A 23,286-nucleotide genomic window follows, 5' to 3' on the forward strand; every position below is an offset into this window, starting at 1 on the left:
GATGAATTTCAAACAGCAACTGGCCGTGCGCCTGACCGATTTACCGCTGTGGCGCCGCTGGCAGCGTCTGCCTCCGCGCGACCGGCTGGCGCTCGGCCTGCTCGCCGCGTTCCTCGTCGCCCTACTGTTCTACCTCTGGCTATGGCTGCCGGCGCAGCGCCACGCGGCCGCCGCGCGCGAGCATTACCAGGCGCAGCGCGAGCTGTACGCCTATCTCCAGCAGAACAGCGAACTGGCGCGGCAGATGGGGCGCAGCGATCGAGTGGCGCTGGCGCCGGAAGAGCTGCAGGGCCTGGTCACGCAGAGCGCACAACAGAGCAACCTGCGCATCGAGAGCTTCGACAGCGGCGCCGACGGCGGCCTGCAGGTCAGCCTGCCGGGCGCGTCCTACACGCTGCTGCTGCGCTGGCTCGCGGAGTTGCAGGCGCTGGGGGTGAACGTCGGCGAGGTCAGCCTGGAGCGCGCCGGCGAAGGGCAGGTGGACGCACGGGTGGGGCTGCGCGCGGGCGGCTGAGGCGCCGCCCGCGCATGGCGGTCACTGATGGGGAAACGGCATGGCCAGCGCGCGTAGCGCGGCTTCGGCGTTGAGCACGCGGGTCACCGCCTCGTCGGCCTTGTCGCGGCTGAGACCGAGGCGGTCGAGCAGCGTCTGCGGGATGTCCTGCGGGCCGCCAGCGCCAATGCCGCGCTGGCGTAGCAGGCGCACGGCCAGACAGACGAGGTTCGGATAGGCGGCGTGTTCGCCGGCGTAGTCCGGGTCGTTCTGGAAGCGCAGGGCGTTGGCCACTTCGTCCGGCATGCCCCACAGACGCATCAGCCAGGCGCCCATCTGCTCGCGGGTGATGCCCAGCAGGTGCTGTTCGATATGGTTCGGCCCCAGGTGCGGGTTGACCTCCAGATGCCGGCAGATCAGCGAGAAGTGCGGCGGAAAGATGTGCGCCAGCACCAGATAGCCGAAGTTGTGCAGCAGCCCGGCGAGATAGCTCAGGCCCATCTCCGGGCGCGTTTCGCGCGGGATGGCGCGCGCCAGCCCCTCGATCACCGCGGCGGTGTAGATCGCCTGCTGCCAGTACGGCGTCGCCTCCTGCGGCCGGTCCTTGGGCAGGCTGAGGGTCTTGCCCAGCGCCAGACCCAGCGCCAGGTTGATCACCAGATCGAAACCCAGCACGCGGACGATGGCGTCTTCCACTGAGCGGATGCGCCCGGGGGCGGCGTAGTACGGCGAGGCGGCCCAGCTGATCACCTGCGCGGCCAGCGCCGGGTCGGTTTCCACCACGCCGGTGATGTCGTCGACGGTGGCCTCGGGGCTCACACGCAGTTTGATGATGCGCTGCGCGGTATGCGGCAGCGGCGGAATCTCGATGGTTTCCTCCAGGCGCTTCTGGATGCGCCGTGCGGTGAAGCTCTGTACCGCCTGGCTGATCTCCTCGCGGTCGTCATGCGGCCGGTCGAGGTTCGGCCGGATGTCGCGCAGCGGCACGGCGAAGCTGCCGGCGCTGGCCTTGTTCAGCAGGCGCTGGAAATCCTCCGCCGTCAGCTCCACCAGCAGCCCCGGCTGGCCCGATTCGACCAGCAGCCGCGGTTGCTGCAGCAGGCAGCGCTCGTACAGGCAGGGCGAACTGGTCAGCGGCGGCAGGCCGGGCAGGCGGCTCAGCTCGTGCTTGGCGAGCATGCGCGCCAGACGTTCCGGTTTCACCGCCAGCAGCTGGCGGCCGGTGAGCTCGGTCAGCCGCGGCAGATCGAGCAGATGATCCTGGGGAAACAGCACCAGCATGGCGCCGACGCTGTCTTCCAGCAGCACCGCCTGGACCCGCTGGGCAGCGGGGAAATTGGGGCGATCACGCTGGATCTGGTAGCGCACGCCGAGGTCTTTCAGCAGCTTGGTGATCAGCAGCGGCAGTTCGGAACAGCTTTCGGTATCGACAGCAGAATTCATGAGCGGACCCGTGATGGTGGCCTGCCCGAGTATAGCGAAGCCCTCAGGCGGGGAAATTGCGGTGACGAGTGGTTGTCACACCTGGCCGTATTCCTGGCCATGACGCAGCCAACGCTCCAGCAGCGGGCTGACATGCTGCGGCCAGCGCGCCAGCAGCTCCTGGGCGGCGTCGCGCACCGCCCGCAGCAGATCGGCGTCGCGCATCAGGTCGGCAACCTTGAACTGCAAGAGGCCGGTCTGCCGCGTGCCGAGCATTTCGCCGGGACCGCGCAGCTCCAGGTCCTTCTCAGCGATGACGAAGCCGTCGCAGGTCTCGCGCATGATCGCCAGCCGTTCGCGGCCGAGCTGCGACAGCGGCGCGTGGTAGAGCAGCACGCAGTGGCTGGCCGCACTGCCACGGCCGACCCGGCCGCGCAGCTGGTGCAGCTGGGCCAGGCCCAGACGCTCGGGGTTCTCGATGATCATTAGGCTGGCGTTGGGCACGTCGACGCCCACCTCGATCACCGTGGTGGCGACCAGCAGCTGCAGGCGCCCCTGCTTGAACTCGTCCATCACCGCGGCCTTCTCGGCCGGCTTCATGCGCCCGTGAATCAGCCCGACGCGCAGGCCGACCAGCGCCGCCGAGAGGTCCTCGTAGGTGGTTTCCGCGGCCTGGCAGGTCAGCTCCTCGGATTCCTCGATCAGCGTGCACACCCAGTAGGCCTGGCGCCCTTCGTTGCAGGCGATGCGCACCCGCTCGATGACTTCCAGGCGGCGGCTGTCGGCGATCACCAGGGTGTTTACCGGCGTGCGCCCGGGCGGCAGCTCGTCGAGGATCGAGGTGTCGAGATCGGCGTAGGCGCTCATCGCCAGGGTCCGCGGGATTGGCGTGGCGGTCATGATCAACTGGTGCGGGCAAAGCCGGCCGTCGATGCCCTTCTGCCGCAGCGCCAGACGTTGCTGCACGCCGAAGCGGTGCTGCTCGTCGATGATCACCAGCGCCAGGCGCTTGAACACCACTTCATCCTGAAACAGCGCGTGGGTGCCGACCACCATCGGGCAGCCGCTGGCAATCTGCTCCAGCGCCGCGGCGCGGGCCTTGCCCTTGAGCTTGCCGGCCAGCCAGGCGACCTCGATGCCGAGCGGTTCGAGCCACTTGCTGAAGTTGAGGAAGTGCTGCTCGGCGAGGATTTCCGTAGGTGCCATCAGCGCCACCTGATAGCCGGCTTCCAGCGCCTGCAGCGCGGCGAGGGCGGCGACCACCGTCTTGCCGGCGCCCACATCGCCCTGCACCAGGCGCAGCATCGGCTCGTGCTGGGCGAGGTCATAGGCGATCTCGGCGCCGACCCGCTGCTGCGCGCCGGTGGGGGCGAAACCGAGGTTGGCGAGAAAGCGCTGCGGCAGGGTTTTCGCCGGCGGCAGCGCCGGCGCCTGCTGGGCGCGTACCCGTTCGCGCAGACGCTGCAGCGAGAGCTGATGGGTCAGCAGTTCCTCGAAGGCCAGCCGATGCTGCGCCCAGTGCCGGCCTTCGGCGAGTTCTTCCAGATTGGCGTCGGCCGGCGGCCGGTGCAGGTAGCGGATGGCTGCGTCCAGCGGCCCGAGCTGGTAGTCGCGCGCCAGTTCGGCGGGCAGCCAGTCCGGCAGGCTGTGCGGGCCGAGCCGCGCCAGCGCCTGTTCGCTGAGATTGCGCAGACGCTGCTGGGTGAGGCCTTCGGTGGTCGGGTAGATCGGCGTCAGGGTCTGTTCGACCGGCGCCGGTTCGCCGGTCAGCGCGCGGTATTCCGGATGGTAGATTTCCAGGCCCGAGGCACCGGGACGCGCCTCGCCGTAGCAGCGCAGCTGGGTGCCGCGCTTCATGGCTTCCTTTTGCGCGTTGCTGAAATGGTAGAAGCGCAGGCTGAGGGTGCCGCTGCCGTCCTGCAGGCGCACCAGCAGGCTGCGGCGGCGGCCCATGACGATGTCGGCGCCGGACACCACGCCTTCGATCACCGCGTCCTGCCCCGGCCGCAGCGCGCCAATCGGCACCACGCGGGTGCGGTCCTGGTAGCGCAGCGGCAGGTGGAACAGCACGTCCTGCAGGGTTTCCAGGCCGACCTTGGCGAGCTTCTCGGCCAGCGCGGCGCCGACGCCCTTGAGTGCGGTGACCGGGATGGTCGCCAGTTCGCTCATGGCCTCAGGCTTTCGCCGACGGCGGCTTGCCTACCGAACACAGGCGGATCGAGTCGGCGAGGATTTCGATCGCCTTGGGCCGCGGGAAGCTGGCGCGCCAGGCGATCGCCACGGTGCGGAACGGCACCGGCGGCGTCAGCGGGCGGGTTTCCAGCACGCCGGGGGAGTAGTGGTGGCTCTCCACTGCGGACAGCGGCAGGATCGACACGCCCAGGCCCGAGGCGACCATGTGGCGGATGGTTTCCAGCGAGCTGGATTCCACCGTGGTGTGGCTCGGTGCCTCGCCCTTGCGGGTGGTCGGGCAGGCTTCGAGCACCTGATCGCGGAAACAGTGGCCTTCGCCGAGCAGCAGCAGGCTCTTGTCGTTGAGCATCTCGGCGTCGATGGTTTCCTTCGCGGACCACGGATGGCCGGCCGGCATCAGCACGTAGAACGGCTCGTCGTAGAGCGGCTTGGTCAGCACGTCGGCTTCCTGGAACGGCAGCGCGATGATGATCGCGTCCAGCTCGCCGGTGCGCAGCTTGTCGCGCAGGACGTGGGTGAAGTTTTCCTCGATGTACAGCGGCATGTCCGGCGCCACGCGGTGCAGCTGCGGGATCAGGTGCGGGAACATGTACGGGCCGACGGTGTAGATGGCGCCGACCTTCAGCGGTGCGGCCAGCTGATTCTTGCCGACCTGGGCCAGCTCGCGGATGCTCTGCGCCTGCTCCAGTACCTTCTGCGCCTGGGTGACGATGCCTTCGCCGACCGGCGTCAGGCGCACCGCGCTCTTGGTCCGCTCGAAGATCAGCACGCCGAGCTCGTCCTCGAGCTTCTTCACGCCGACCGAGAGGGTCGGCTGGCTGACATGGCAGCGCTCGGCGGCGCGGCCGAAGTGCTGTTCCTGGGCGAGGGTAACGATGTAGCGCAGTTCGGTCAGGGTCATAGTCAGCGTCCATTAGATTGGCGGCAAGCATAGCCTTTGCGTAGCCGTCTAACCAACTGCGGGCGCAGGCCGAAGCGTTCGGCAAATGGCGCGTGCGGTGTTCGGCATGAGCCAGCGCGGCGGCGCTACACTGCGCAACAGGAAGATGATGCGGTCTCGGTGGGTTGCCGGAGGATGAAGGATGGGCAAGCGTTGTTCGGTATTGATCGCCGGCTGTGGCGATGTGGGGTGCCGCCTGGGGCTGCAGCTGAGTCGGGACGGCTGGCGGGTGTACGGCATGCGCCGGGAAGCCGCCGGCCTGCCGGTGCCGATCCTGCCGGTCAAAGGTGACTTGAGCGGCGCGGAATGTCCGCGTACCTGGCCGAATGGCGAGCTGGACTATCTGGTCTACGCCGCCTCGGCCAGCCAGCACGACGAAGCGGGCTATCGCCAGGCCTATGTCGACGGCGTGCGGCATGTGCTCGACTGGCTCGAACAACGCGGCCAGCGCCCGCGGCGGCTGCTGTTCATCTCCAGCACCGGCGTCTACGGCCAGCACGACGGCGAGTGGATCGACGAGACCTCGGCCACCGAACCCAGCGGCTACACCGGCCGGGTGATGCTGGAGGCCGAGCGCCAGGTGCTCGGCTGCGGGCTGCCGGCGACCGTGGTGCGCATGGGCGGGCTGTACGATCCGGCGCGGCCGTGGATGCAGAATCAGGTGCGCGCCGGCTTGCGCGTCGAGCGCGATCCGCCGCAGTACAGCAACCGCCTGCACCGCGACGACGCCGCGGCGCTGATGGCGTTCCTGCTGCAGGCCGACGCGCGTGGCGAACTGCTGGACGACTGCTACCTGGGTGTGGATGACGATCCGGCGCCGCTGCACGAGGTGGTCGACTGGCTGCGCGCACGCCTTGGCGTCACCCACTGGGCCGAGCAGAGCATGACCCGCCGCGCCGGCAGCAAGCGCTGCAGCAACGCCCGCGCCCGCGCGCTGGGTTGGGCGCCGCGCTATCCGAGCTATCGCGATGGCTACGCCACGCTCGGCGAGCGGCGTGACTGACGGTAACCGCCTGCTGGCGCGGCCCTGGTTGCCGGGCGTGGAGCTGTTCCATGCCGACTTCTCCGGCCAGCCGTTCGGTCGCCACAGCCACGATGCGTTCGCCATCGGCGCCATCCTCCACGGCGTCGGCGGCTACCAGTGCCGCGGCGCGCGCCATGCGCTGCCGGCCGGCACGCTGTCGCTGATGAATCCGCAGGAGCCGCACACCGGCCACGCCGAGTCACCGCGGCTGATCTACCGCATGCTCTACATCGAGGAAGCGCGGCTGCCGGCGCTGCTGGGACGCAAGCAGCTGCCGCGCGGCTTTCGCCAGCTCAATCCGGCCGACGATGGCGCCGTGGCCGCCGGGCTGGCGCAACTGGCCGTCGACTTCCAGCACGGCGACGTGCTGGGCCTGGAGAGTCGCCTGCTGCAGCTGCTGGAGCTGGTGTTCACCCGCCACGGCGGCCTGCGGCCGATGCAGACGGCGCGGCGCGACGGCGGCACGGTCGCCGCCCTGCGCGATTACCTCGAACAGCATTACAGCGAGGCGGTCAGCCTGCAGGCGCTGGCCGAGCAGCTGCAGCGCCATCCGCGTCATCTGATCGAAGCCTTCCGCCGCGCCTACGGCGTGCCGCCGCACACCTGGCTGCTGCAGCGGCGCATCCGCGAGGCCAAGCGCCGCCTGCTCGACGGCGAGGCGCTGGCCGAACTGGCGCTGGGCCTGGGCTTCTACGATCAGGCGCACTTCAGCGGCACCTTCCGCCGCTTCACCGGCGTCACGCCGGGGCAGTTCCGCGCCACCGCGCGGGCCTGAGTTTTTTCCAAGACCGCCGCCGGTCGCTGCCGGCAGTCTGGCCGTCCCTGTCGAAGGAGGCGGTCATGCTCGGGTTGTTTCTGCTGGTTGCCGGTACGCATTTCGCCGCCTTGCTGTCGCCGGGGCCGGACTTCTTCCTGCTGATCCGCGCGGCGTTGCTGCATGGCCGGCGGCAGGCCGATGGCTGCGCGGCCGGCATCGCCCTGGCGAATTTGCTGTCGATGCTGCTGGTGCTGCTCGCCCTGGCAGCGCTGCCGGGCGCCAACGGCTGGCTGTGGCGCAGCTTGCAGTTGCTCGGCGGCGGCTATTTCTGCTGGCTCGGCAGCCAGGCGCTGCTGGCTCGGCGCGAGCTGCAACTACCGGACGGCGCCGGCGAGACCGGTGGGCGCTGGCGAACCGGCTTCGTCCAGGGCCTGCTGGCCAGCAGCCTGAATCCCAAGCTGCCGCTGTTCTATGCCGGCCTGTTCGGCGTGCTGCGCGAAGCGGCGGTGCCCGGTTGGGGGCTGGCGCTGGCGATGATCTGGATGTCGGCGGTGGTGCTCGGCTGGGACCTGGCCCTGGTGCGCCTGCTCGGCCATGCGCGTTGGCGCGGCTGGCTGCGCCGGCGGGTGCGCACGCTCGACCGTCTGTGCGGTGCGTTGCTGCTGGCGCTCGGTGGCTGGTTGCTGATCACCGCTGCGGCGAGGTGACGGCCGGCGCATGCAGCCCGTCGGCCCGGCGGCAACTCTGCAGCGGCGGGACTTACTAAAACTCAGACGACACGTCGCACGGCAGGAGCGGCAGCACCCCCGCGCAGTCAGCGAGGCACAGGGATATCACCGAGGCGGCGCCCCGACCCCCGATCAGGAGATGCCCATGAGAGCGCTACGCTGGCACGGCAAGCACGATATCCGCTGCGACGACCACCTGCCCGACCCGACCATCGAAGACCCGCGCGACGCCATCATCAAGGTCAGTTCCTGCGCCATCTGCGGCTCCGACCTGCACCTGTACGACGGATTCATGCCGGGCATGAAACTCGGCGACATCATGGGCCACGAGTTCATGGGCGAGGTGATGGAAGTCGGCTCCGGCAACAAGAAGCTCAAGGTCGGCGACCGCGTGGTGGTGCCCTTCACCATCGTCTGCGGCGAATGCGAGCAGTGCCGGCGCGGCAACTTCTCGGTGTGCGAGCGCAGCAACCGCAACAAGGACATCGCCGACAAGGTCTTCGGCCACACCACCGCCGGGCTGTTTGGATACACCCACCTCACCGGCGGCTATGCCGGCGGCCAGGCCGAGTACGTGCGCGTGCCCTATGCCGACGTCGGCCCGGTGGTGATCCCCGACGGCCTGACCGACGAGCAGGTGCTGTTTCTCGGCGACATCCTGCCCACCGGCTGGCAGGCCGCCGCGCAGTGCGACATCCAGCCGACCGACACGGTGGCGGTGTGGGGTGCCGGCCCGGTCGGTCAGTTCGCCATCCGCAGCGCGGTGATGATGGGCGCCGAGCAGGTCATCTGCATCGACAATGTGCCGGAGCGGCTGTCCATGGCGCGTGCCGGCGGCGCCATCACCATCAACTTCGACGAGGAAAGCGTGGTCGAGCGCCTCGCCGAGCTGACCCGCGGCAAGGGCCCGGAGAAATGCATCGACTCGGTGGGCATGGAGGCGCATGCGGCGCGTTCCATCGATTCGATGTACGACCGTGCCAAGCAGGCGCTGATGCTTGAAAGCGACCGCCCGCACGTGCTGCGCGAGATGATCTACGTCTGTCGGCCGGCCGGCATTCTCTCGATTCCCGGCGTCTACGGCGGGCTGATCGACAAGATTCCGTTCGGTGCGGCGATGAACAAGGGGCTGACCTTCCGCATGGGCCAGACCCACGTCAACCGCTGGACCGACGACCTGTTGCGGCGCATCCAGGAAGGCCAGATCGACCCGAGCTTCGTCATCACCCACACGGTCAGCCTCGAGCAGGGCCCGGAGATGTACAAGACCTTCCGCGACAAGCATGACGGCTGCATCAAGGTGGTGCTGAAACCCTGATGGTCGCCAATCCCTAAAGTAGGGATTGGCCGAGCCACTTATCGAGCGAGGAGTCCTCATGAGCATTCCACGGCAAGTTACCCGGCCCAACCCCGCCGCGCGCTCGCTGGCGCGCGGGCTGGGCTGGTTCAGCATTGGCTTGGGCGTCGTCCAGCTGGTTGCGCCGCGGCAGGTGGCGCGTTTCATCGGCATGCCCGGCAGCGACGGGCTGATCCGTGCCTGCGGGCTGCGTGAGGTCGTCACCGGCGTCGGCATCCTGCTGGCGGACGATCCCAAGCCCTGGATCTACGGGCGCATCGGCGGCGATGCGCTGGACCTCGGCTGCCTCGGCTGGGGCATCGAGCACGGCCGCGAGCCGGCCAATGCGGCCATCGCTGCCGGCGCAGTGGCGGGCATCACTGCGCTCGACATGGGCTGCGCGCGAGCGCTGGATGCCGAGCGGTTGCCGACCACCGAGTGGGATTTCGGCGACCGCAGCGGCTTCCCCAACGGCACGGCGCAGGCGCGCGGCTCGGTGGACGCCGAGTTCGCTGCGGCGCGTGCCGAGCCCAACGGCTATCCGCCGGCGCAGCTGCACTAACTCCGCTCACCCTTGCGCGGCGCCCCAGGGTGGTGGATAAGGCTGCGCCGTTATCCACCCTACCGCCACGACGTATCGCGAGCGAGTGTCCGGCGGCATACGGTGGCGTGCGGCGCTGGCGCGATTTTTTGCTAAGGTGGCCGGCCGTTCCGGTCGCGCGCCTGTGGCGTGCGGCCCTGTCTGTGAGTAGTCATGTCGTCGGTCGTCAATGTCGTCCTGCCGGTCTTCGCGCTGATCCTGCTCGGCTTCGTGTGCCGCCGCAGCGGGCGCATGGGGCCGACCGGGGCCTCCGAACTCAATCGTTTCGTCGTCTGGCTGGGCCTGCCGGCGCTGCTGTTCAGCGTGGTCGCCACCTCGACCTGGGCGCAGCTCTGGCAGCCGGGCTTCATCGCCGCGTTTTCCGTCGGCTGCCTCGGCGTATTCGCCTTCACCCTCGGCTATCGCCTGCTGCAGAAGCAGCCGCTGGTGGATGCCAGCCTGGATGCGCTGGGCGCGTCCTACGCCAACACCGGCTATGTGGGGATTCCGCTGTGCATGCTGGTGCTCGGCGACGAGGCGCTGCAGCCGGCGATGGTTGCCTCGATCGTGGTGGTCTGCGTGCTGTTCGCCATCGCCCTGGCCTGCGTCGAGACCGGGCTACACGCGGGGCAGGGCCTGTTGCGCACGCTGGGCAAGGTGAGCTGGGCGCTGGTGCGTAATCCCCTGGTGATCGCGCCACTGCTCGGTGCGCTATGGGCGGCGAGCGGCCTGCAATTGCCGGTACCGCTGGCCACCCTGCTCAAGCTGCTGGGTGCGGCGGCGGCGCCCTGTGCGCTGGTCTCGCTGGGGCTGTTCCTCGCTCAGCCGCAGCCGGCCGGCAAGGTGCGGGGGGTGTGGCCGCTGGTGGGGTTGAAGCTGGTGGTGCAGCCGCTGATCACCTGGTATCTGGCGTTCCAGGTGTTCGAGCTGCCGACCCTGTGGGCCTATTCGGCGCTGCTGCTCAGCGCGCTGCCCACCGGCACCGGCCCGTACATGCTCGCCGAGTTCTATGGCCGTGAGGGCTCGCGCGTGTCGCGGGTGGTGCTGCTGTCGACGCTGGGCTCGCTGATCAGCCTGTCGCTGATTCTGGTGCTGTTGCCGGTCTGATCTGCGCGCGCTCACTTGGCGCGTGGATAAGCCTGGCGGCGTTATCCACCCTACGCCGGGCTGCCGTAGGGTGGATGGCCACCCCGTGGAAAACCGCGAAGCGTTTTCCACGCGCTATCACACGCTAACGGTCAGCTCACCGGCCGCGTCACTTCCAGCACCACCGCGGCGATGCGGTCGCAGCGGGTGTAGGCGCCGCCGAGCAGTTCCTCGCCGAACACGTCCGGGTCGATTTCCCGGTAGCGCCAGGTCAGCGGTGTCAGTGCCAGACGCTGGCAGGCCTCGGCGAGGAACGGGTCCTGGTTGTCCTGCATCGCAACGCCGGTGTATAGCAGCAGCGTGCCGCCCGGCGCCAGCCGGCCGAGCGCTGCATCGAGGATCGCCAGCGACAGCCCGGCGCCCAGCGGCCCGCCGCCGTGGCGATAAGCGCGCTCGCCGGGATCGACCAGATAGGGCGGGTTGGCCAGGATCAGATCGAACTCGCCGTCGACGGCGCTGAGCAGGTCGCTGTGCTCGGCGCGCAGATTGTCGGCCCCGGCCAGCGCCGCGTTGATGCGCGTCAGGCGCAGCGCTTGCGGATTGATATCCACCGCCAGCACTTCGGCCTGCGGCCGCGCCAGCGCCGTGAGAATCGCGCCGGCGCCGGAGCCGCAGCCGATGTCGACGACGCGGCGGATCTCGCCGGTGTGGCGGTCGAGGTGGCAGCGGATGGCGCTGGCAAAGCGATAGGTATCCGGGCCGAAGAACACCGCGTCGGCCAAGTCGGTGGGATACGCCGAATGCACGAACAGCTGGCCATCGAGGCTCGACAGCCGTACCCGCGAGCGCCAGCGCGGGCCGCACGGCTCGAGCACCTGCGCCTGATCCATCAGGCTGAACAGCGGCGGCGGCAGCAGCTCGTGCTGGAACGGCCGGCTCCAGCCGAATACCCCGGGAAGGTCGCCGGCCAGTGCATTCTGCGGACGCTGGTTGACCCGTTCATGGGTCAGCGGCGTGGGCGTGATGAAGTGATAGCCGCGCTCGCGCAGGGCCTGGCCCAGATACAGCAACGCGCGGTCCTGCGCGGTTTCCATGGTCATGATGCGTCCCTTGAGGCCTTCAGTTGAACAGTCCGTTGAACAGCCGCGTGGCCAGCAGGCCGACAGCGCTGTGGTGGCGTTGCGGTGCCAGCAGCGGCAGCAGCAGACGCATGCGCGCGGCGCGGTCCGGCTGGCGGGCGAGCTGCTGCTCCAGCAACTGCAGCTCCGCGTCGAAGTCGTTACCGGCGGACATCTGCGGTGGAATCGAGTCCGCCGCCGGGCGCCGCGTGTGGAACCGCGCCTGACCCTTGAGCAGCGCGCCGCGCGGGCTGTGCTTGCCGTCGGCGTGCCAGTCGCCGGCGATCCAGTCGTGGATCATCTGCTGCTCGTAAGCGCTGAACACGCCGAACATCGGTGCCTGTTCGCCGACGATGAGCTGCCAGAAGCGGCTTTCCTGCGGGTCGTGGCCGCGCTTGATCCAGCCCCGCGCCTGCAGCACGGCGAGGAATTGCTCGACGTCCTCGGCCAGCCACTGATTGACGGTGCGGCCTTCGAAGCGGCAGTAGTCGGAATGCACGAACTGCCCGACCGCGGCCTTCTTCTCGAAGATGCGCTGCACCTCCGTCGACAGGTCGAAGTCGCCGATCACCGAGACGGTGCTGGCACCCAGGTCGTTGAGCCGATAGCCGTTGCGCACGCGCTGGTAGAACGCCGCGCCGTCGCCCATCTGCGGCCAGGCCGCGCGCAGCCCCTGCACGGCCTTGTGCGCATGGCCGTTGTCGGCATTGTCGACGGTGACGTGCAGGGTGAAGTAGTACGGATCGATGCCCAGCTCGGTCAGTTCATAGGACGTGATCAGCAGGTGCAGCGGCAGCTGCTCGTAGCCGAGATTGAAGCCGATCACCTCCGGCAGAAAGCGCTCGGCGTGCTCGGCCAGCGCCAGCTGGATGGCGCCCTGGACGAAGTGCTCGTCGTCCAGCTGCTGCCAGTCGTCGCAGCCCTGGCTGGCGAGCAGCTTGCGGTAGAGCACCACATGGTTCTTTTCCGGCAGGCCCTCGCCGAGCTCTTCCAGATAGGTCTGGATCAGCGCGGTGAAGCGGCCATCGTCCCAGCGCTGCAGCAGGCCGTAGAGCCAGGCGCCGTCGACCAGCTTGGTCGGCGCCACGCCGCGCAGAAAGTGCAGCGCATGCGCCTTGCTGGAGAAGTAGCGGCGCGCGCCGCCGGCGCGGCGCTGCTCCAGGTAGGTCTGGTACTGACGGCCGACGGCTTCGGTGCGCTGCCTGACCCAGGCGTCCAGCGCCGCCGGATCGTCCGGCAGGTCGCAAGGCAGCGCGGCTGCACGTTGCAGCTGGTCTTGCAGGTATTGCGCGGCCTCCTCACGGCTGGCGCCATCGAGCAGGTTGAAATACAGCTCGCGCGTCTCCTGCGACGGTCGCGGATCGGCGGCGCGCGGCGCGGCGGGCAGGCTGTGCAGAGTCATCGGCATGGTCTTGTTCGGCGGCAGTGGTATGCAGATTTGGGCCGACCGCCGCGACCATTAGTTCAGCCCGCCCGCCGAGCGGCGGCTGTGCGGCTTGCAACTTCCCGCGCGCGGGTCATCACTAAAGCGGTGAGCGGCAGCCCGTCGGCGCCGCGCGGACAGCCGGAGGCACCAGCATGAACAGCGAGCAGAGCGGCCGCGAGAGCATCGAGTCCATCGATCAGAGCGGCGACGCCCACGAACAGAATCCGGAAACCACCATCACCCACGGTGAAGTCGCCGGCGGTGACGAGGCCGACGTGCCGGGCGGTACCTATAACGTGCCGCCGGAGCTGGCCGATGAGCTCAGCGACGAAGAGGCCGTGCACGACAAGCAGGGGCCGGACGACGCCCGCTAGCGGGCGAAACGGCGACTGGTGCACGGTTTTCGATGGCGGGTCTTAAACCCCGGCTGCGGGCGGTCGCCTGTTGGCTGTCATACATCGGCCGCGTGTTGCGCATGCATCGCTGCGCGCCGCCCTGCGTCCAGCGACCGGAGCAACGGACATGCGCCAACACAGCCGCCTCAGCTTTCGCCATATCAGCCGCATCCAGGTGACCAATCGCCTGAACGGTGAACCCATGGGCTATGTCGCCGACCTGTCGCTGGGCGGCTTGCGCCTGGTGGCGCGGCAGCCGCTGGCGGTCGGCGGTTGCTACGACATGCTGCTGCACGTGCCGGAGCACGGCGAGCGCGTGCGCGAGGTGCCGGTGGTGGTGATCTGCCAGTGGTCGCGCAAGGATTCGCGGCGCGACAGCTTCGAGATGGGCTTCGCCCTCGACCGCCCGGCGCCGGGCTTCACCGAGCTGGTCGCGCAGCTGCTGCCCAAGCGCCGCTGAGGCACGCGCCGGTCAACCGAGCGTGCCGAGGATGTTCACGCCGACGCGGTCGGGAATCTCGTTCTGCGACAGCACGTGCAGCCCCGGGCTGAACACCCGCGCATAACGCGCCAGCAGCGGACGCAGCTGCGGCATCACGGTGAGGATCGGCGGGTGGCCGTCCTTGCGCAGTTTCTCCTTCACCACCGGCATGCTGTTCTGCAGCTGGTTGAGCAGGCTCGGCTCCACCGGGATGTTGTCCAGGCTGACCTGGCCGGCCTGCTGGGCGATGGCCAGGGCGTTGAGCAGGGTGTTCTCCAGCGCGTTCTCCAGCACGAATACGGTCAGCTCGCGGCGGTCGCCGGCGATCATCGAGACGATGCTGCGGCGCAGCGCGTAGCGCACGTCGGCGGCCAGCAGCACCGGGTCCTTGGTGGTTTCGCTGCATTCGAGCAGGGTGCTGGCGATGGTTTCGATGTCGCGCAGCGGCACCTCTTCCTGCAGCAGCTGGCGGTAGACGCGCATCTGCTGGGTGTAGCTCAGCGCGGCCTTGAGGCTTTCGGCGAGCTTGGGCGCCTGCAGGGTCAGGCGCTGCATCAGGTGCTCGACGTCGTCGTGCTTGAACAGCTCGGGCAGGTGCTCGCGGACCACCTTGTTCAGGTGGGTGGCGATCACGCTGGCGCAGTCGATCACCTGATAGCCGAGGTTGAGCGCGCGCGGCTTGTCGCCCGGCTGGATCCACACCACCTGCATGCGGTAGGCCGGATCGGTGCCGAGGATGCCGTCGATCTCGCCGTACAGCTCCGGTGAGGGAATCGCCATCAGCCGGTCGGCGTGCAGCTCGGCGCCGTCGATCTTCTCGCCGTTGATGTAGATGTCGTACTGCGAGGCCTTGAGCCGCAGGCTGTCGCGAATCTGTACCTCCGGCAGGAGGAAGCCCAGGTGTTCGGAGAGCGTCTGCCGCACGCCGCGTACCCGCGCCGGCAGCGGTGCGCCGGACGCCTCGTTGACCAGCCCGACCAGCTTGTAGCCGAGCGAAATCGACAGCCGCTCGACCAGCGGAATGTCTTCCCAAGCCAGGCTCTGCGCCTTTTCCTTGTCCATCGCCTGGCCGAGCGCCTGGATCTCCTTGAGATCGGCGCCGGCGGCCGGCGGCGCCTGCAGCGACACCCGCCAGCCGATGAAACCGACCAGCGCGGCAAAGCCGAGGAAGGCCAGGTGCGGCATGCCCGGCACCATGCCGAGCACGGCGAGAATGCCGGCGACGGTGTACAGCGTCGCCGGGTTGGCCAGCAGCTGGCGCTGCACCTGGCTGGTGATGTCGCTGGATTCGTTGATGCGGGTGACGATGATCGCCGCCGCGGTGGACAGCAGCAGCGCCGGAATCTGCGCCACCAGGCCGTCACCGATGGTCAGCAGGGCGTACTGGCGGAAAGCCTCGCCGGCGTCCAGCGCGTAGACGAACACGCCGATGGCGAAGCCGCCGAACAGGTTGATCAGCAGGATCAGGATGCCGGCAATGGCGTCGCCGCGGACGAACTTCGACGCGCCGTCCATCGCGCCGTAGAAGTCGGCTTCCTTGGCCACTTCCTGGCGCCGCGCCTTGGCTTCGTCCTGGGTCAGGGTGCCGGCGTTGAGGTCGGCGTCGATGGCCATCTGTTTGCCCGGCAGGGCGTCGAGGGTGAAGCGCGCGGTCACTTCCGAGATGCGCTCGCCGCCCTTGGTGATGACGATGAAGTTGATGATCATCAGGATCACGAACACCACCAGGCCGACGATGAAGTTGCCGCCGATCACCACCTCGCCGAAGGCTTCGATCACCTTGCCCGCCGCGCCGGTGCCGGTGTGGCCCTCGAGCAGCACCACCCGCGTCGAGGCGACGTTCAGGCACAGGCGCAGCAGCGTGGTGACCAGGATCACCGTGGGGAACAGCGAGAAGTCCAGCGGACTCTTCGACGACACGCTGACCAGCAGCACCAGGATCGCCATGGCGATGTTGAAGGTGAACAGGATATCCAGCAGCTGCGGCGGCAGCGGCAGGATGATCATCGCCAGGATCGACAGGATCAGCACGGGAATGCCGATCCGGCCACTGCGCAAGGTCGGCGTGAGTTTCTGCATCAGGCTCATGAGCGGGCTCGGTTGAACAGTTCTTCGGGAATGGGAATGTGCCTGGCGAGTTCAGGGCGCGCCTGCCGGCGGCCCTGCTTCCAGGCCTTGAGCTGGAGGATGTAGGTCAGCACGTGGGCCACCGCGGTATACAGCGGCGCCGGGATCTGCTGGTTGACCTGGGTACTGAAGTAGATCGCCCGCGCCAGCGGCGGCAGCTCGATCACCTCGCAGTGATTGGCCTGCGCCATCTTGCGGATGTACAGCGCCATCTCATCGACGCCGCGGGCGATGACGAACGGCGTCTCGGCCTTCTTCGGGTCGTACTTGAGCGCCACCGCATAGTGCGTCGGGTTGACGATCACCACGTCGGCGGTCTTGATCACCTTGCTGATCTGCCGCTGCGCCAGCTGGCGCTGCAGCTGCTTGATGCGCGCCTTCACCTCGGGGCGGCCTTCCTGGTTCTTGTGCTCTTCCTTGCGCTCCTGCTTGGTCATGCGCATTTTTTTCAGGAAGAAGAAGCGCTGCAGTGGAATGTCGATCAGCGAGAACAACACGAACACCAGCAGCAGCGAGATCGCCAGGTCGAAGGTCAGGGTAAAGGCGCTGCCGATGGCGTTGCCGATATCGGTGCGCTGCAGCGCGATCAGCTGCGGCGCGGCATGCAGCAGCTGCCAGACGGCGATGCCGAGCAGCGTGGCGATCTTCAGCAGCGACTTGGCCAGTTCGCTCCAGTTCTGTGCGCCGAACATGCGGCCCAGGCCGGTGATGGGATTGAGCTTGCCGAAGTTGGGCGCGAAGTTCTTCGAAGCGAACACCCAGCCGCCCGGCACCAGGGCGAAGACAATCACCAGCAGCGGCGTCAGCAACAGCGGCAGCAGCACCCAGATGAACACCAGCAGGTTGTGCAGCATCACCAGCTTGAGGTCGTCGAGGCCGATCTCGCTGTGGCCGAAGTTGATGAACGAGTAACTGAAGCTCTGCTGGATGCCGTCGAAGAACAGGCCGATGCTCAGCTTGAGCACCAGCAGCGTGACCAGCAGCGACACGGTGGTGGCGACATCCTTGGAGCGTGCGACCTGACCGTCGCGCTTGCTTTTGTGCAGTTTCTGCTCGGAGGCCTCTTCGGTTTTGTCCTGGGCGCTGTTCTGCTCAGACATGCGCAGTGCTCCCGAGCAGCACGCCGATCTTGTCCAGCAGGTCGCGGGTCAGGTGCAGGTAGGCCTCGGCGAGGTTCGGCAGGGTCAGCGCGATCAGCGTCAGCCCGGCGAGGATCGCCATCGGAAAGCCCAGCGAGAACAGGTTCATCGCCGGCGAGATGCGGTTGAGCAGACCGAAGCAGAACTGCACCAGGGTCATGCAGAAGACGATCGGCAGGGCGATCAGCAACGCCGCCGAGAGCACCCAGGCCAGCGACCAGGCGATGGTCTGCAGGCCGTCCCAGTGGATGCCGCTGCCGATCGGCCAGTGCACGAAGCTCTGGTAGAGGATGCTCACCGTGACCAGATGGCCATCGATGCTGAAGAACAGCAGCGCCAGCATGATGAAATACAGCTGATAGACGATCGAGGCCGAGGACATGCCGTTCATGGGGTCGTTGAGCACCGCCATCGACAGCCCGAGCTGGGTCGAGACGATGTCGCCGATCAGGGTGAACACGGTGAACACCAGCAGCAGCGCCAGCCCCAGCAACAGCCCCATCGCCACCTGCTCGATGGCTGTGAGCAGGCCGGCCGGCGACAGCGGATCGAGCACCGGCGGTGCCGGCAATGCGGCGCTCAGCACCAGCGTCAGCGCCAGCGCCAGCAGCACCCGCACGCGCACCGAAATGGCCTTGTGGCTGAACAGCGGCGCCAGGCTGAACACCGCCATGATCCGGCAGAACGGCCACCAGTAGGCCTGCAGCGACTGCAGGTACTGGCCGGCGTGCAGCAGGGCGTCGTGGTTCATGCTCAGCCCACCAGGCGCCCGGCCTGCTGGAACGTCTCGATGAACAGATCGGAGAGCGTGCGCAGGATCCAGTGGCCGGCGAACACCAGCATGCCGAGGGTGATCAGCAGGCGCGGGAGGAAGCTGAGCATCTGTTCGTTGATCTGCGTGGCAGCCTGGAAAATGCTGATCAACAGGCCGCCCAGCAGGCTCGGCACGATCAGCACGCAGACCACCAGCACGATGATGTGGATGGCGTTGGAGACGATGTTGACGGCGGTGTCGGGGGTCAGCATTGGGGCACCTTGGCGGTGGGCGTTTGGTACGGGCCGGGGTGGCGCGGCAGTCGGCATGCGGGTGTGGTGCTTGGTGCGGGTGGCGCCTTATGTGCGCTCGTCTGGCCAAGAGCCGTAGGGTGGAAAACCGCGCAGCGTTTTCCACCACCGGTGGCATGTAGGTTTGTGTCTGGCGTTGCGCTTTCCCCGGCGGGGGCTACCGGTTGCGCCTCGCACGGCGCGTCACTTTCTCTTGTCTGCGGAACGCCGCCCGTGCCAAGCAAAAGTAACCAAAGAGAAGGCGCCCCCTGCATTCGGGTCGGGTCGCTATGCGACCAGACTTCCCTCACTCCGGCATTACTCCGGGGGCACGTCACGAAGGGGCGTTCCTGCCCCTTCGTTCCTCGCTCGGCGTCCATGCCTCGCGTCCCCCTGCGCAACGCCTGCGTTCGGCCTCCTGAAGGGGATTTCGGTCCGAGTTGCCTGAACGAGCAGTGGCTGGCTTCGCTTTGCTTTTCCATGCACGGCCCAATAGGCGACACCACTCTTCCCCTTGCAGACGGCCGAGTGGAGCCAGCGCGCAGGGGGACGAGCGGCATGGATGCCGCGAGAGGCGTAAAGGGCCAGGGATGGCCCTTGTACGCCGACCCCCGGAGTGCTGGCGGAAGGAGGGAAGTCCGGGGGCGAAGCTCCCGGACCCGAATGAAGGGGCGCGTTTTCTTTTGCTTACTTTTCTTTGCGCGTGCAAAGAAAAGTGAGGCGCCGTGCAAGGCGCAACAGAAAGTCCCCGCCGAGGAAAGCGCAACGCCGGGCACAAACCTACACGCCACCTGTGGTGGAAAACGCTCTGCGGTTTTCCACCCTACGCAAGCAAGCGCGGGCCAGGCGGGAGCGACCATCGCCATCACCTAAAACGGCTGAACACTGGTGGTCAGCGTGCCCATCAACAGCACCCAACCATCCACCAGCACGAACACCATCAACTTGAACGGCAGCGAGATCATCATCGGCGAGAGCATCATCATGCCCATCGCCATCAGCACGCTGGCCACCACCAGGTCGATCACCAGAAACGGTACGAAGATCATGAAACCCAGCTGGAACGCCGTCTTCAGCTCGCTCAGCACGAACGCCGGCAGCAGCAGCGAGAAATCCAGCTCGGCGAGGTCTTCCGGCAGTTCCTCGCCGGCCAGCGCGACCATGGTCTGCAGCGAGTTCTGGTTGGTCTGCGCCAGCATGAAGCGCGACAGGCTGCCCTTGGCCGCGTCGAGGCCCTGTTCCAGGCTGATCTCGTCGTTCTGGAACGGCTGGTAGGCCTGGCTGTGAATCTCCTGCCAGACCGGGCGCATCACCAGCAGCGTGATGATCAGCGCGATACCGATCAGCACCTGGTTCGGTGGGCTCTGCTGCAGGCCGATGGCCTGGCGCAGGATGGCCAGCACGATGATGAAGCGGGTGAAGCAGGTCATCATCATCAGCATCGCCGGCAGGAAGCCGAGCAGGGTCATGATGATGAGGATCTGCAGCTTCACCGAGAATTCCTGGCCGTTCTCGGTATCGTTCAGGTTGAACAGGGTGATCTCGCCACCGGCCGCCTGAGCGGCCAGCGGCAGCAGCCCGAGCAGCAGCAGGCCGAGCAGGCTCAGGCCGCGACGCCGGTTCATCGGGCGAAGGCATCCAGGCTGGTGCCGGACAGTTCGACGATACGCAGGCCATAGCTGCCATTCATCACCACCACCTCGGCCTTGGCGAACAGCGTGCCGTTGACCTTCACGTCCAACGGCTCGCCGGCCAGCTTGTCGAGCACGATCACGCTGCTGGTGTCGCACTCCATCAGCTCCTTCAGCGAAATCTCCGCCGAGGCGACCTCGAGGGTGACGTTCACTGGAATCTTGCCGAAGAAGCTCAGGTCCTGGCGCGGGGCTGGCAGCGCTGCTGCCGGCTCGACCACCGGCTCGACGACGGCATCGAGGTTGAGGTCGCCGTCGTTGATGAGCTGCTCGAAATCATTGTCGGAAAGTTGGCCGTTCATTGGGGGTTCACGCTTTCAAGTGAAGTGAGGAACAGGGCGCCATCCTCTTCGAAAATGGTGCCGCGATAGAGCTTCTGCTGGTTGATGCGCACTTCGTAGCGATCCAGCGGGCGCAGCATGAGGATGTCGTTGAGCTGCAGGTCGAGGACCTGCGCCAGCGGCATCTGCGCCGAGGCGACCACGCAGTCCAGGCGCACCGGCAGGTGCTTGATGTGGTCGATGGGATTGCCGGCCAGGCGCGCCGGTGGCGGACCGGCCAGGCGACTGGTCAGCTCGTCGACCAGGTCGGTGTCCAGGTAGATGTAGATCGACGACAGGCTGCCGGTGATGTGGCTCAGGTAGCGGTACTCGGCGACGTACTCCCAGCTGGTTTCCTCGTAGTCGTTGCGGTAGCTGTCGAGCTTGCCGAAGGTTTCACCCGAGAGGATCGAGCGGGCAAAGATGTCGGCGATGTCCATGCCCAGCCGGTTGCGCATGCGCTGTTCGGAGGTGCTGATCGGCGGGGTGTTCTGCGTTGGCACGATGGTGCCGCCGTAATAACACTCCAGCGCTTCGGTGAGTAATTCGCGATCAATGGAAAAACCAACTTTGCCCATCGCCGAGCGATACATGCAATCGGGCGCCTGCTCGATCTGTTCCTGAACTTCGATCTTGTTCAGTTCAAGGCTGATGCGGTAGTTGCGCACGAAGTAATCGGCAATCAGGCGCGGGTTCTTGTTGGTAGTTTCCTTGATGAACTGCGGGATCTTGTGGTGATGCCGTCCCAACTTCTGCGGTTTCAGTGTGGTCAGGCTTTGGGCGGGCACGCCATGGTGGACTTTGGAATTGCCAGACATGTTGTGAACTGTATTCCTGGTGCTGAAAAGTGGACCGGCATTACCAGTCCGGCGGCGGTTGCAGAAGTCGGGTCGGAGCGCGCTAAAAAAACAGCGGGCACGGCGCCAATCTGCCGCCAATCTAGGCATGGGCGCGAGGCGGGGTTAAATCAATAGATATCAAATGAGCTTTTTTGAGCTCATCTGGTAACTAATGATTCCGTTTAAGCGCAACTGATTGGTCAGTGGCGGCGAGGGGTTGTTAGCGTGCGCGCAGTTGTCTTGGTAAGTGTCCAGGCAAGTTTGGCAGTTGGACTGTCAGGGCGACGAAAGTTTCAGTTCGATTAAACTTTTTTAAATTTTTTTCTGCAAAAGATATCCGGCGCGACTGCGGCTTATTTTCGCAGGCGCCCTCGGCGGCAAGGTGGTTACATTGAAAAGTGTCAGTCAGGCGATGAATTACTCATGCGACGAGCTATTCGATGAATTGCCGGCGCGCAAGCACGTGGTAGTGATTGGCGACAGTGCCGAGGCGGGTTGCCAGTTATTGCGCGAACGGCTGCGCAAAGACGGTTGCGAAGTTGTCGCGCAGGAGAACTTCGAGCGCCTCGATCAGGCGCTGCTGAAGGATGTTGCGCTGGTCTTCGTCGTCATCGGTGGGCTGCCGGCGCACTCCTTATATGCACAGGTTCACGCGCTGGTGCAGCGGGTGCACCACATCAGCGTGATTCCGGTGGTGCAGTACGCCGATCAGGAAAAAGCCGCTGCCCTGCTGGAGTTGGGCTGCGTCGATTACCTGCTGTCGCCGTTCAGCGACAGCCAGCTGACCGCCTTGCTGCGTCGCCAGGAGTACGCCAATGCCGCGCAGGAAAGCTTCGTCTCCTGCTCCCAGGCCGGTCGCCGCCTGCTGGCCATGGCCCAGCGCGTATCGCTGACCCGTGCGCCGATCCTGATCACCGGCGAGACCGGCACCGGCAAGGAGCTGATGGCGCGCTACATCCATCGCTTCTCGGCCAGCGCCGAGGCGCCGTTCGTGGCGGTGAACTGCGCGGCGATCCCCGAGCAGATGCTCGAATCCATTCTCTTCGGCCACGAAAAAGGTGCCTTCACCGGCGCGGTGAATGCCCAGCCGGGCAAGTTCGAGCTGGCCAACGGCGGCACCCTGCTGCTCGACGAGATTGGCGAGCTGCCGCTGGGGCTGCAGGCCAAGCTGCTGCGCGTGCTGCAGGAGCAGCGCGTCGAACGCCTGGGTGGGCGCCGTGAGATCGAGCTGAACGTGCGCATCATCGCCGCCACCAACCGCGACCTGCAGCAGGAAGTCGCCGAGGGTCGCTTCCGTGCCGACCTGATGTTCCGCCTCGACGTACTGCCGCTGCACATCAGCCCGCTGCGCGACCGAAAGGAAGACGTGCTGCCGCTGGCGCGGCGCTTCATCGGCAAGTACGCACCGCAGGACGCCGACACCGACCTGCTCACCGAGGATGCCTGCCGCGCCCTGCTGCAGCACGACTGGCCGGGCAATGCGCGGGAACTGGAGAACACCGTGCAGCGCGCCCTGGTGCTGCGCAACGGCCTGTTCATCCAGCCGCAGGACCTCGGCCTGGCCGCGCCGGCGCCGCTGGAAGCACGGCTGGAAAAGCCACTGGCCGTGGCGGTGGAGAACGGCAAGGCCGCCCTGCGCGCCAGCGGCAAGTGGGCCGAATACCAGCACGTGATCGACACCATTCGCCGTTTCGACGGCCACAAGGCCAAGGCCGCCGCGAGCCTGGGCATGACTTCGCGCGCCTTGCGCTATCGCCTCAATGCCATGCGCGAGCAGGGCATCGAGCTGAATTTCTGAACAATCGGGGAGAGCAGCGATGAGTTCCATCATGCAGGTCCAGCAGCAGCTGCTGGGCCGGATGCAGCAACTGGCGGAAGTCGCCAATGGCCAGCCGATCCGCCCGGCGAGCGTGCCGGCCGATGGCATCGGCGGCTCGTTCGAGGCCGCCCTGCGTTCGGTGGATGCCGAACAGCACCAGGCCAGCGCGGCGATGGCGGCGGTCGACAGTGGCAAGAGTGACGATCTGGTCGGCGCGATGATCGACAGCCAGAAGGCCAGCGTGTCGTTTTCCGCGTTGCTGCAGGTGCGCAACAAACTGACCACGGCGTTCGACGACGTCATGCGGATGCCGCTGTAAGCGGCCCAG

Annotated in this window: 23 protein-coding genes; 11 read left to right on the forward strand and 12 right to left on the reverse strand. The window is 67.0% G+C overall.

Features of this window, described 5'->3' with window-relative positions; all coding sequences use genetic code 11:
* Position 1: 1 nt before the first annotated feature.
* Positions 2 to 514 carry a type II secretion system protein M gene (locus AC0ZJQ_RS00385; protein WP_476477165.1) on the forward strand — a complete coding sequence of 171 codons (513 nt, stop codon included), beginning with the start codon at positions 2 to 4 and terminating at the stop codon, positions 512 to 514.
* Positions 515 to 535: 21 nt separating this feature from the next.
* Here the strand turns inward: AC0ZJQ_RS00385 and AC0ZJQ_RS00390 are convergent, their stop codons facing one another.
* The 3 genes from AC0ZJQ_RS00390 to AC0ZJQ_RS00400 all read right to left on the reverse strand — a co-directional run bounded on the left by AC0ZJQ_RS00390 (position 536) and on the right by AC0ZJQ_RS00400 (position 5,009).
* On the reverse strand, positions 536 to 1,936 hold the full coding sequence (locus AC0ZJQ_RS00390; RefSeq protein WP_476477166.1) for an HDOD domain-containing protein: 1,401 nt from the start codon (positions 1,934 to 1,936) through the stop codon (positions 536 to 538).
* Between the two features lie 75 nt (positions 1,937 to 2,011).
* On the reverse strand, positions 2,012 to 4,084 hold the full coding sequence (gene recG, locus AC0ZJQ_RS00395) for an ATP-dependent DNA helicase RecG (protein WP_476477167.1): 2,073 nt from the start codon (positions 4,082 to 4,084) through the stop codon (positions 2,012 to 2,014).
* A 4-nt stretch (positions 4,085 to 4,088) separates the two neighbouring features.
* Positions 4,089 to 5,009 (reverse strand): hydrogen peroxide-inducible genes activator, encoded by a 921-nt coding sequence (locus AC0ZJQ_RS00400; RefSeq protein ID WP_165594195.1) that lies wholly within the window; start codon positions 5,007 to 5,009, stop codon positions 4,089 to 4,091.
* Between the two features lie 181 nt (positions 5,010 to 5,190).
* Here AC0ZJQ_RS00400 and AC0ZJQ_RS00405 point away from each other — a divergent pair, with 181 nt between their 5' ends.
* The 6 genes from AC0ZJQ_RS00405 (at position 5,191) to AC0ZJQ_RS00430 (ending at position 10,580) form a co-directional block, all read left to right on the forward strand.
* Positions 5,191 to 6,051, forward strand: a complete 861-nt coding sequence (locus AC0ZJQ_RS00405; protein WP_476477168.1) for an SDR family oxidoreductase — start codon at positions 5,191 to 5,193, stop codon at positions 6,049 to 6,051.
* The gene (locus AC0ZJQ_RS00410; RefSeq protein ID WP_476477169.1) at positions 6,017 to 6,847 is read left to right on the forward strand and encodes an AraC family transcriptional regulator; all 831 of its coding nucleotides are present in this window, start codon (positions 6,017 to 6,019) and stop codon (positions 6,845 to 6,847) included. Before AC0ZJQ_RS00405 ends, AC0ZJQ_RS00410 begins: the two co-directional genes overlap by 35 nt.
* A gap of 65 nt (positions 6,848 to 6,912) precedes the next feature.
* Positions 6,913 to 7,536, forward strand: coding sequence for a LysE family translocator (locus tag AC0ZJQ_RS00415; protein ID WP_476477170.1), 624 nt, complete (start codon positions 6,913 to 6,915; stop codon positions 7,534 to 7,536).
* A gap of 166 nt (positions 7,537 to 7,702) precedes the next feature.
* Positions 7,703 to 8,875: a zinc-dependent alcohol dehydrogenase gene (locus tag AC0ZJQ_RS00420; protein ID WP_165594191.1), complete on the forward strand. Its 1,173-nt coding sequence runs from the start codon at positions 7,703 to 7,705 to the stop codon at positions 8,873 to 8,875.
* A 58-nt stretch (positions 8,876 to 8,933) separates the two neighbouring features.
* On the forward strand, positions 8,934 to 9,455 hold the full coding sequence (locus tag AC0ZJQ_RS00425) for a transcriptional regulator (protein ID WP_476477171.1): 522 nt from the start codon (positions 8,934 to 8,936) through the stop codon (positions 9,453 to 9,455).
* A 192-nt stretch (positions 9,456 to 9,647) separates the two neighbouring features.
* Entirely contained in the window at positions 9,648 to 10,580 is a 933-nt protein-coding gene (locus AC0ZJQ_RS00430) for an AEC family transporter (RefSeq protein WP_476477172.1), read from the forward strand.
* Between the two features lie 131 nt (positions 10,581 to 10,711).
* On the opposite strand, the gene AC0ZJQ_RS00435 is transcribed toward AC0ZJQ_RS00430, so the two are convergent.
* Both AC0ZJQ_RS00435 and AC0ZJQ_RS00440 read right to left on the reverse strand, forming a co-directional pair.
* Complete coding sequence (locus tag AC0ZJQ_RS00435) at positions 10,712 to 11,659, reverse strand: methyltransferase (protein ID WP_476477173.1); 948 nt, start codon at positions 11,657 to 11,659, stop codon at positions 10,712 to 10,714.
* Between the two features lie 19 nt (positions 11,660 to 11,678).
* Positions 11,679 to 13,085, reverse strand: a complete 1,407-nt coding sequence (locus AC0ZJQ_RS00440) for an iron-containing redox enzyme family protein (RefSeq protein WP_476477174.1) — start codon at positions 13,083 to 13,085, stop codon at positions 11,679 to 11,681.
* A 170-nt stretch (positions 13,086 to 13,255) separates the two neighbouring features.
* Between AC0ZJQ_RS00440 and AC0ZJQ_RS00445 the strand changes: the two genes are divergently transcribed.
* Positions 13,256 to 13,477: a hypothetical protein gene (locus tag AC0ZJQ_RS00445; protein ID WP_476477175.1), complete on the forward strand. Its 222-nt coding sequence runs from the start codon at positions 13,256 to 13,258 to the stop codon at positions 13,475 to 13,477.
* A gap of 148 nt (positions 13,478 to 13,625) precedes the next feature.
* A complete protein-coding gene (locus tag AC0ZJQ_RS00450) occupies positions 13,626 to 13,958 on the forward strand; it encodes a PilZ domain-containing protein (protein WP_476477176.1) in 333 nt (110 codons plus the stop codon).
* Positions 13,959 to 13,970: 12 nt separating this feature from the next.
* On the opposite strand, the gene AC0ZJQ_RS00455 is transcribed toward AC0ZJQ_RS00450, so the two are convergent.
* From AC0ZJQ_RS00455 to AC0ZJQ_RS00485, 7 genes are all read right to left on the reverse strand, one after another.
* A complete protein-coding gene (locus AC0ZJQ_RS00455; protein WP_476477177.1) occupies positions 13,971 to 16,067 on the reverse strand; it encodes a flagellar biosynthesis protein FlhA in 2,097 nt (698 codons plus the stop codon).
* Positions 16,064 to 17,206 (reverse strand): flagellar type III secretion system protein FlhB, encoded by a 1,143-nt coding sequence (gene flhB, locus AC0ZJQ_RS00460; protein ID WP_476477178.1) that lies wholly within the window; start codon positions 17,204 to 17,206, stop codon positions 16,064 to 16,066. Before flhB ends, AC0ZJQ_RS00455 begins: the two co-directional genes overlap by 4 nt.
* Positions 17,199 to 17,996: a flagellar biosynthetic protein FliR gene (gene fliR / locus AC0ZJQ_RS00465; protein ID WP_476477179.1), complete on the reverse strand. Its 798-nt coding sequence runs from the start codon at positions 17,994 to 17,996 to the stop codon at positions 17,199 to 17,201. Before fliR ends, flhB begins: the two co-directional genes overlap by 8 nt.
* A 2-nt stretch (positions 17,997 to 17,998) precedes the next feature.
* The gene (locus tag AC0ZJQ_RS00470; RefSeq protein WP_008567494.1) at positions 17,999 to 18,271 is read right to left on the reverse strand and encodes a flagellar biosynthetic protein FliQ; all 273 of its coding nucleotides are present in this window, start codon (positions 18,269 to 18,271) and stop codon (positions 17,999 to 18,001) included.
* An 887-nt stretch (positions 18,272 to 19,158) separates the two neighbouring features.
* Positions 19,159 to 19,914, reverse strand: a complete 756-nt coding sequence (gene fliP / locus AC0ZJQ_RS00475) for a flagellar type III secretion system pore protein FliP (protein WP_155551325.1) — start codon at positions 19,912 to 19,914, stop codon at positions 19,159 to 19,161.
* Positions 19,911 to 20,282 (reverse strand): flagellar motor switch protein FliN, encoded by a 372-nt coding sequence (gene fliN / locus AC0ZJQ_RS00480; RefSeq protein ID WP_476477180.1) that lies wholly within the window; start codon positions 20,280 to 20,282, stop codon positions 19,911 to 19,913. The genes fliP and fliN overlap by 4 nt, the downstream gene beginning before the upstream one ends.
* Positions 20,279 to 21,118 (reverse strand): FliM/FliN family flagellar motor C-terminal domain-containing protein, encoded by an 840-nt coding sequence (locus tag AC0ZJQ_RS00485; RefSeq protein ID WP_155551323.1) that lies wholly within the window; start codon positions 21,116 to 21,118, stop codon positions 20,279 to 20,281. Before AC0ZJQ_RS00485 ends, fliN begins: the two co-directional genes overlap by 4 nt.
* A gap of 433 nt (positions 21,119 to 21,551) precedes the next feature.
* On the opposite strand from AC0ZJQ_RS00485, the gene AC0ZJQ_RS00490 reads away from it, so the two are divergent.
* Both AC0ZJQ_RS00490 and fliE read left to right on the forward strand, forming a co-directional pair.
* A complete protein-coding gene (locus AC0ZJQ_RS00490; RefSeq protein ID WP_476477788.1) occupies positions 21,552 to 22,937 on the forward strand; it encodes a sigma 54-interacting transcriptional regulator in 1,386 nt (461 codons plus the stop codon).
* Between the two features lie 19 nt (positions 22,938 to 22,956).
* A complete protein-coding gene (gene fliE / locus AC0ZJQ_RS00495) occupies positions 22,957 to 23,277 on the forward strand; it encodes a flagellar hook-basal body complex protein FliE (RefSeq protein WP_008567499.1) in 321 nt (106 codons plus the stop codon).
* The last annotated feature ends 9 nt before the right edge of the window (positions 23,278 to 23,286 follow it).

The organism is Stutzerimonas sp. 21-1 (genome assembly GCF_056336065.1).

Coding starts and splice junctions, on each gene's coding strand:
- AC0ZJQ_RS00385 (WP_476477165.1), top strand. CDS start 2: ATGAATTTCAAACAGCAACTGGCCGTGCGCCTGACCGATTTACCGCTG.
- AC0ZJQ_RS00390 (WP_476477166.1), bottom strand. CDS start 1,936: ATGAATTCTGCTGTCGATACCGAAAGCTGTTCCGAACTGCCGCTGCTG.
- recG (WP_476477167.1), bottom strand. CDS start 4,084: ATGAGCGAACTGGCGACCATCCCGGTCACCGCACTCAAGGGCGTCGGC.
- AC0ZJQ_RS00400 (WP_165594195.1), bottom strand. CDS start 5,009: ATGACCCTGACCGAACTGCGCTACATCGTTACCCTCGCCCAGGAACAG.
- AC0ZJQ_RS00405 (WP_476477168.1), top strand. CDS start 5,191: ATGGGCAAGCGTTGTTCGGTATTGATCGCCGGCTGTGGCGATGTGGGG.
- AC0ZJQ_RS00410 (WP_476477169.1), top strand. CDS start 6,017: ATGGCTACGCCACGCTCGGCGAGCGGCGTGACTGACGGTAACCGCCTG.
- AC0ZJQ_RS00415 (WP_476477170.1), top strand. CDS start 6,913: ATGCTCGGGTTGTTTCTGCTGGTTGCCGGTACGCATTTCGCCGCCTTG.
- AC0ZJQ_RS00420 (WP_165594191.1), top strand. CDS start 7,703: ATGAGAGCGCTACGCTGGCACGGCAAGCACGATATCCGCTGCGACGAC.
- AC0ZJQ_RS00425 (WP_476477171.1), top strand. CDS start 8,934: ATGAGCATTCCACGGCAAGTTACCCGGCCCAACCCCGCCGCGCGCTCG.
- AC0ZJQ_RS00430 (WP_476477172.1), top strand. CDS start 9,648: ATGTCGTCGGTCGTCAATGTCGTCCTGCCGGTCTTCGCGCTGATCCTG.
- AC0ZJQ_RS00435 (WP_476477173.1), bottom strand. CDS start 11,659: ATGACCATGGAAACCGCGCAGGACCGCGCGTTGCTGTATCTGGGCCAG.
- AC0ZJQ_RS00440 (WP_476477174.1), bottom strand. CDS start 13,085: ATGCCGATGACTCTGCACAGCCTGCCCGCCGCGCCGCGCGCCGCCGAT.
- AC0ZJQ_RS00445 (WP_476477175.1), top strand. CDS start 13,256: ATGAACAGCGAGCAGAGCGGCCGCGAGAGCATCGAGTCCATCGATCAG.
- AC0ZJQ_RS00450 (WP_476477176.1), top strand. CDS start 13,626: ATGCGCCAACACAGCCGCCTCAGCTTTCGCCATATCAGCCGCATCCAG.
- AC0ZJQ_RS00455 (WP_476477177.1), bottom strand. CDS start 16,067: ATGAGCCTGATGCAGAAACTCACGCCGACCTTGCGCAGTGGCCGGATC.
- flhB (WP_476477178.1), bottom strand. CDS start 17,206: ATGTCTGAGCAGAACAGCGCCCAGGACAAAACCGAAGAGGCCTCCGAG.
- fliR (WP_476477179.1), bottom strand. CDS start 17,996: ATGAACCACGACGCCCTGCTGCACGCCGGCCAGTACCTGCAGTCGCTG.
- AC0ZJQ_RS00470 (WP_008567494.1), bottom strand. CDS start 18,271: ATGCTGACCCCCGACACCGCCGTCAACATCGTCTCCAACGCCATCCAC.
- fliP (WP_155551325.1), bottom strand. CDS start 19,914: ATGAACCGGCGTCGCGGCCTGAGCCTGCTCGGCCTGCTGCTGCTCGGG.
- fliN (WP_476477180.1), bottom strand. CDS start 20,282: ATGAACGGCCAACTTTCCGACAATGATTTCGAGCAGCTCATCAACGAC.
- AC0ZJQ_RS00485 (WP_155551323.1), bottom strand. CDS start 21,118: ATGTCTGGCAATTCCAAAGTCCACCATGGCGTGCCCGCCCAAAGCCTG.
- AC0ZJQ_RS00490 (WP_476477788.1), top strand. CDS start 21,552: ATGAATTACTCATGCGACGAGCTATTCGATGAATTGCCGGCGCGCAAG.
- fliE (WP_008567499.1), top strand. CDS start 22,957: ATGAGTTCCATCATGCAGGTCCAGCAGCAGCTGCTGGGCCGGATGCAG.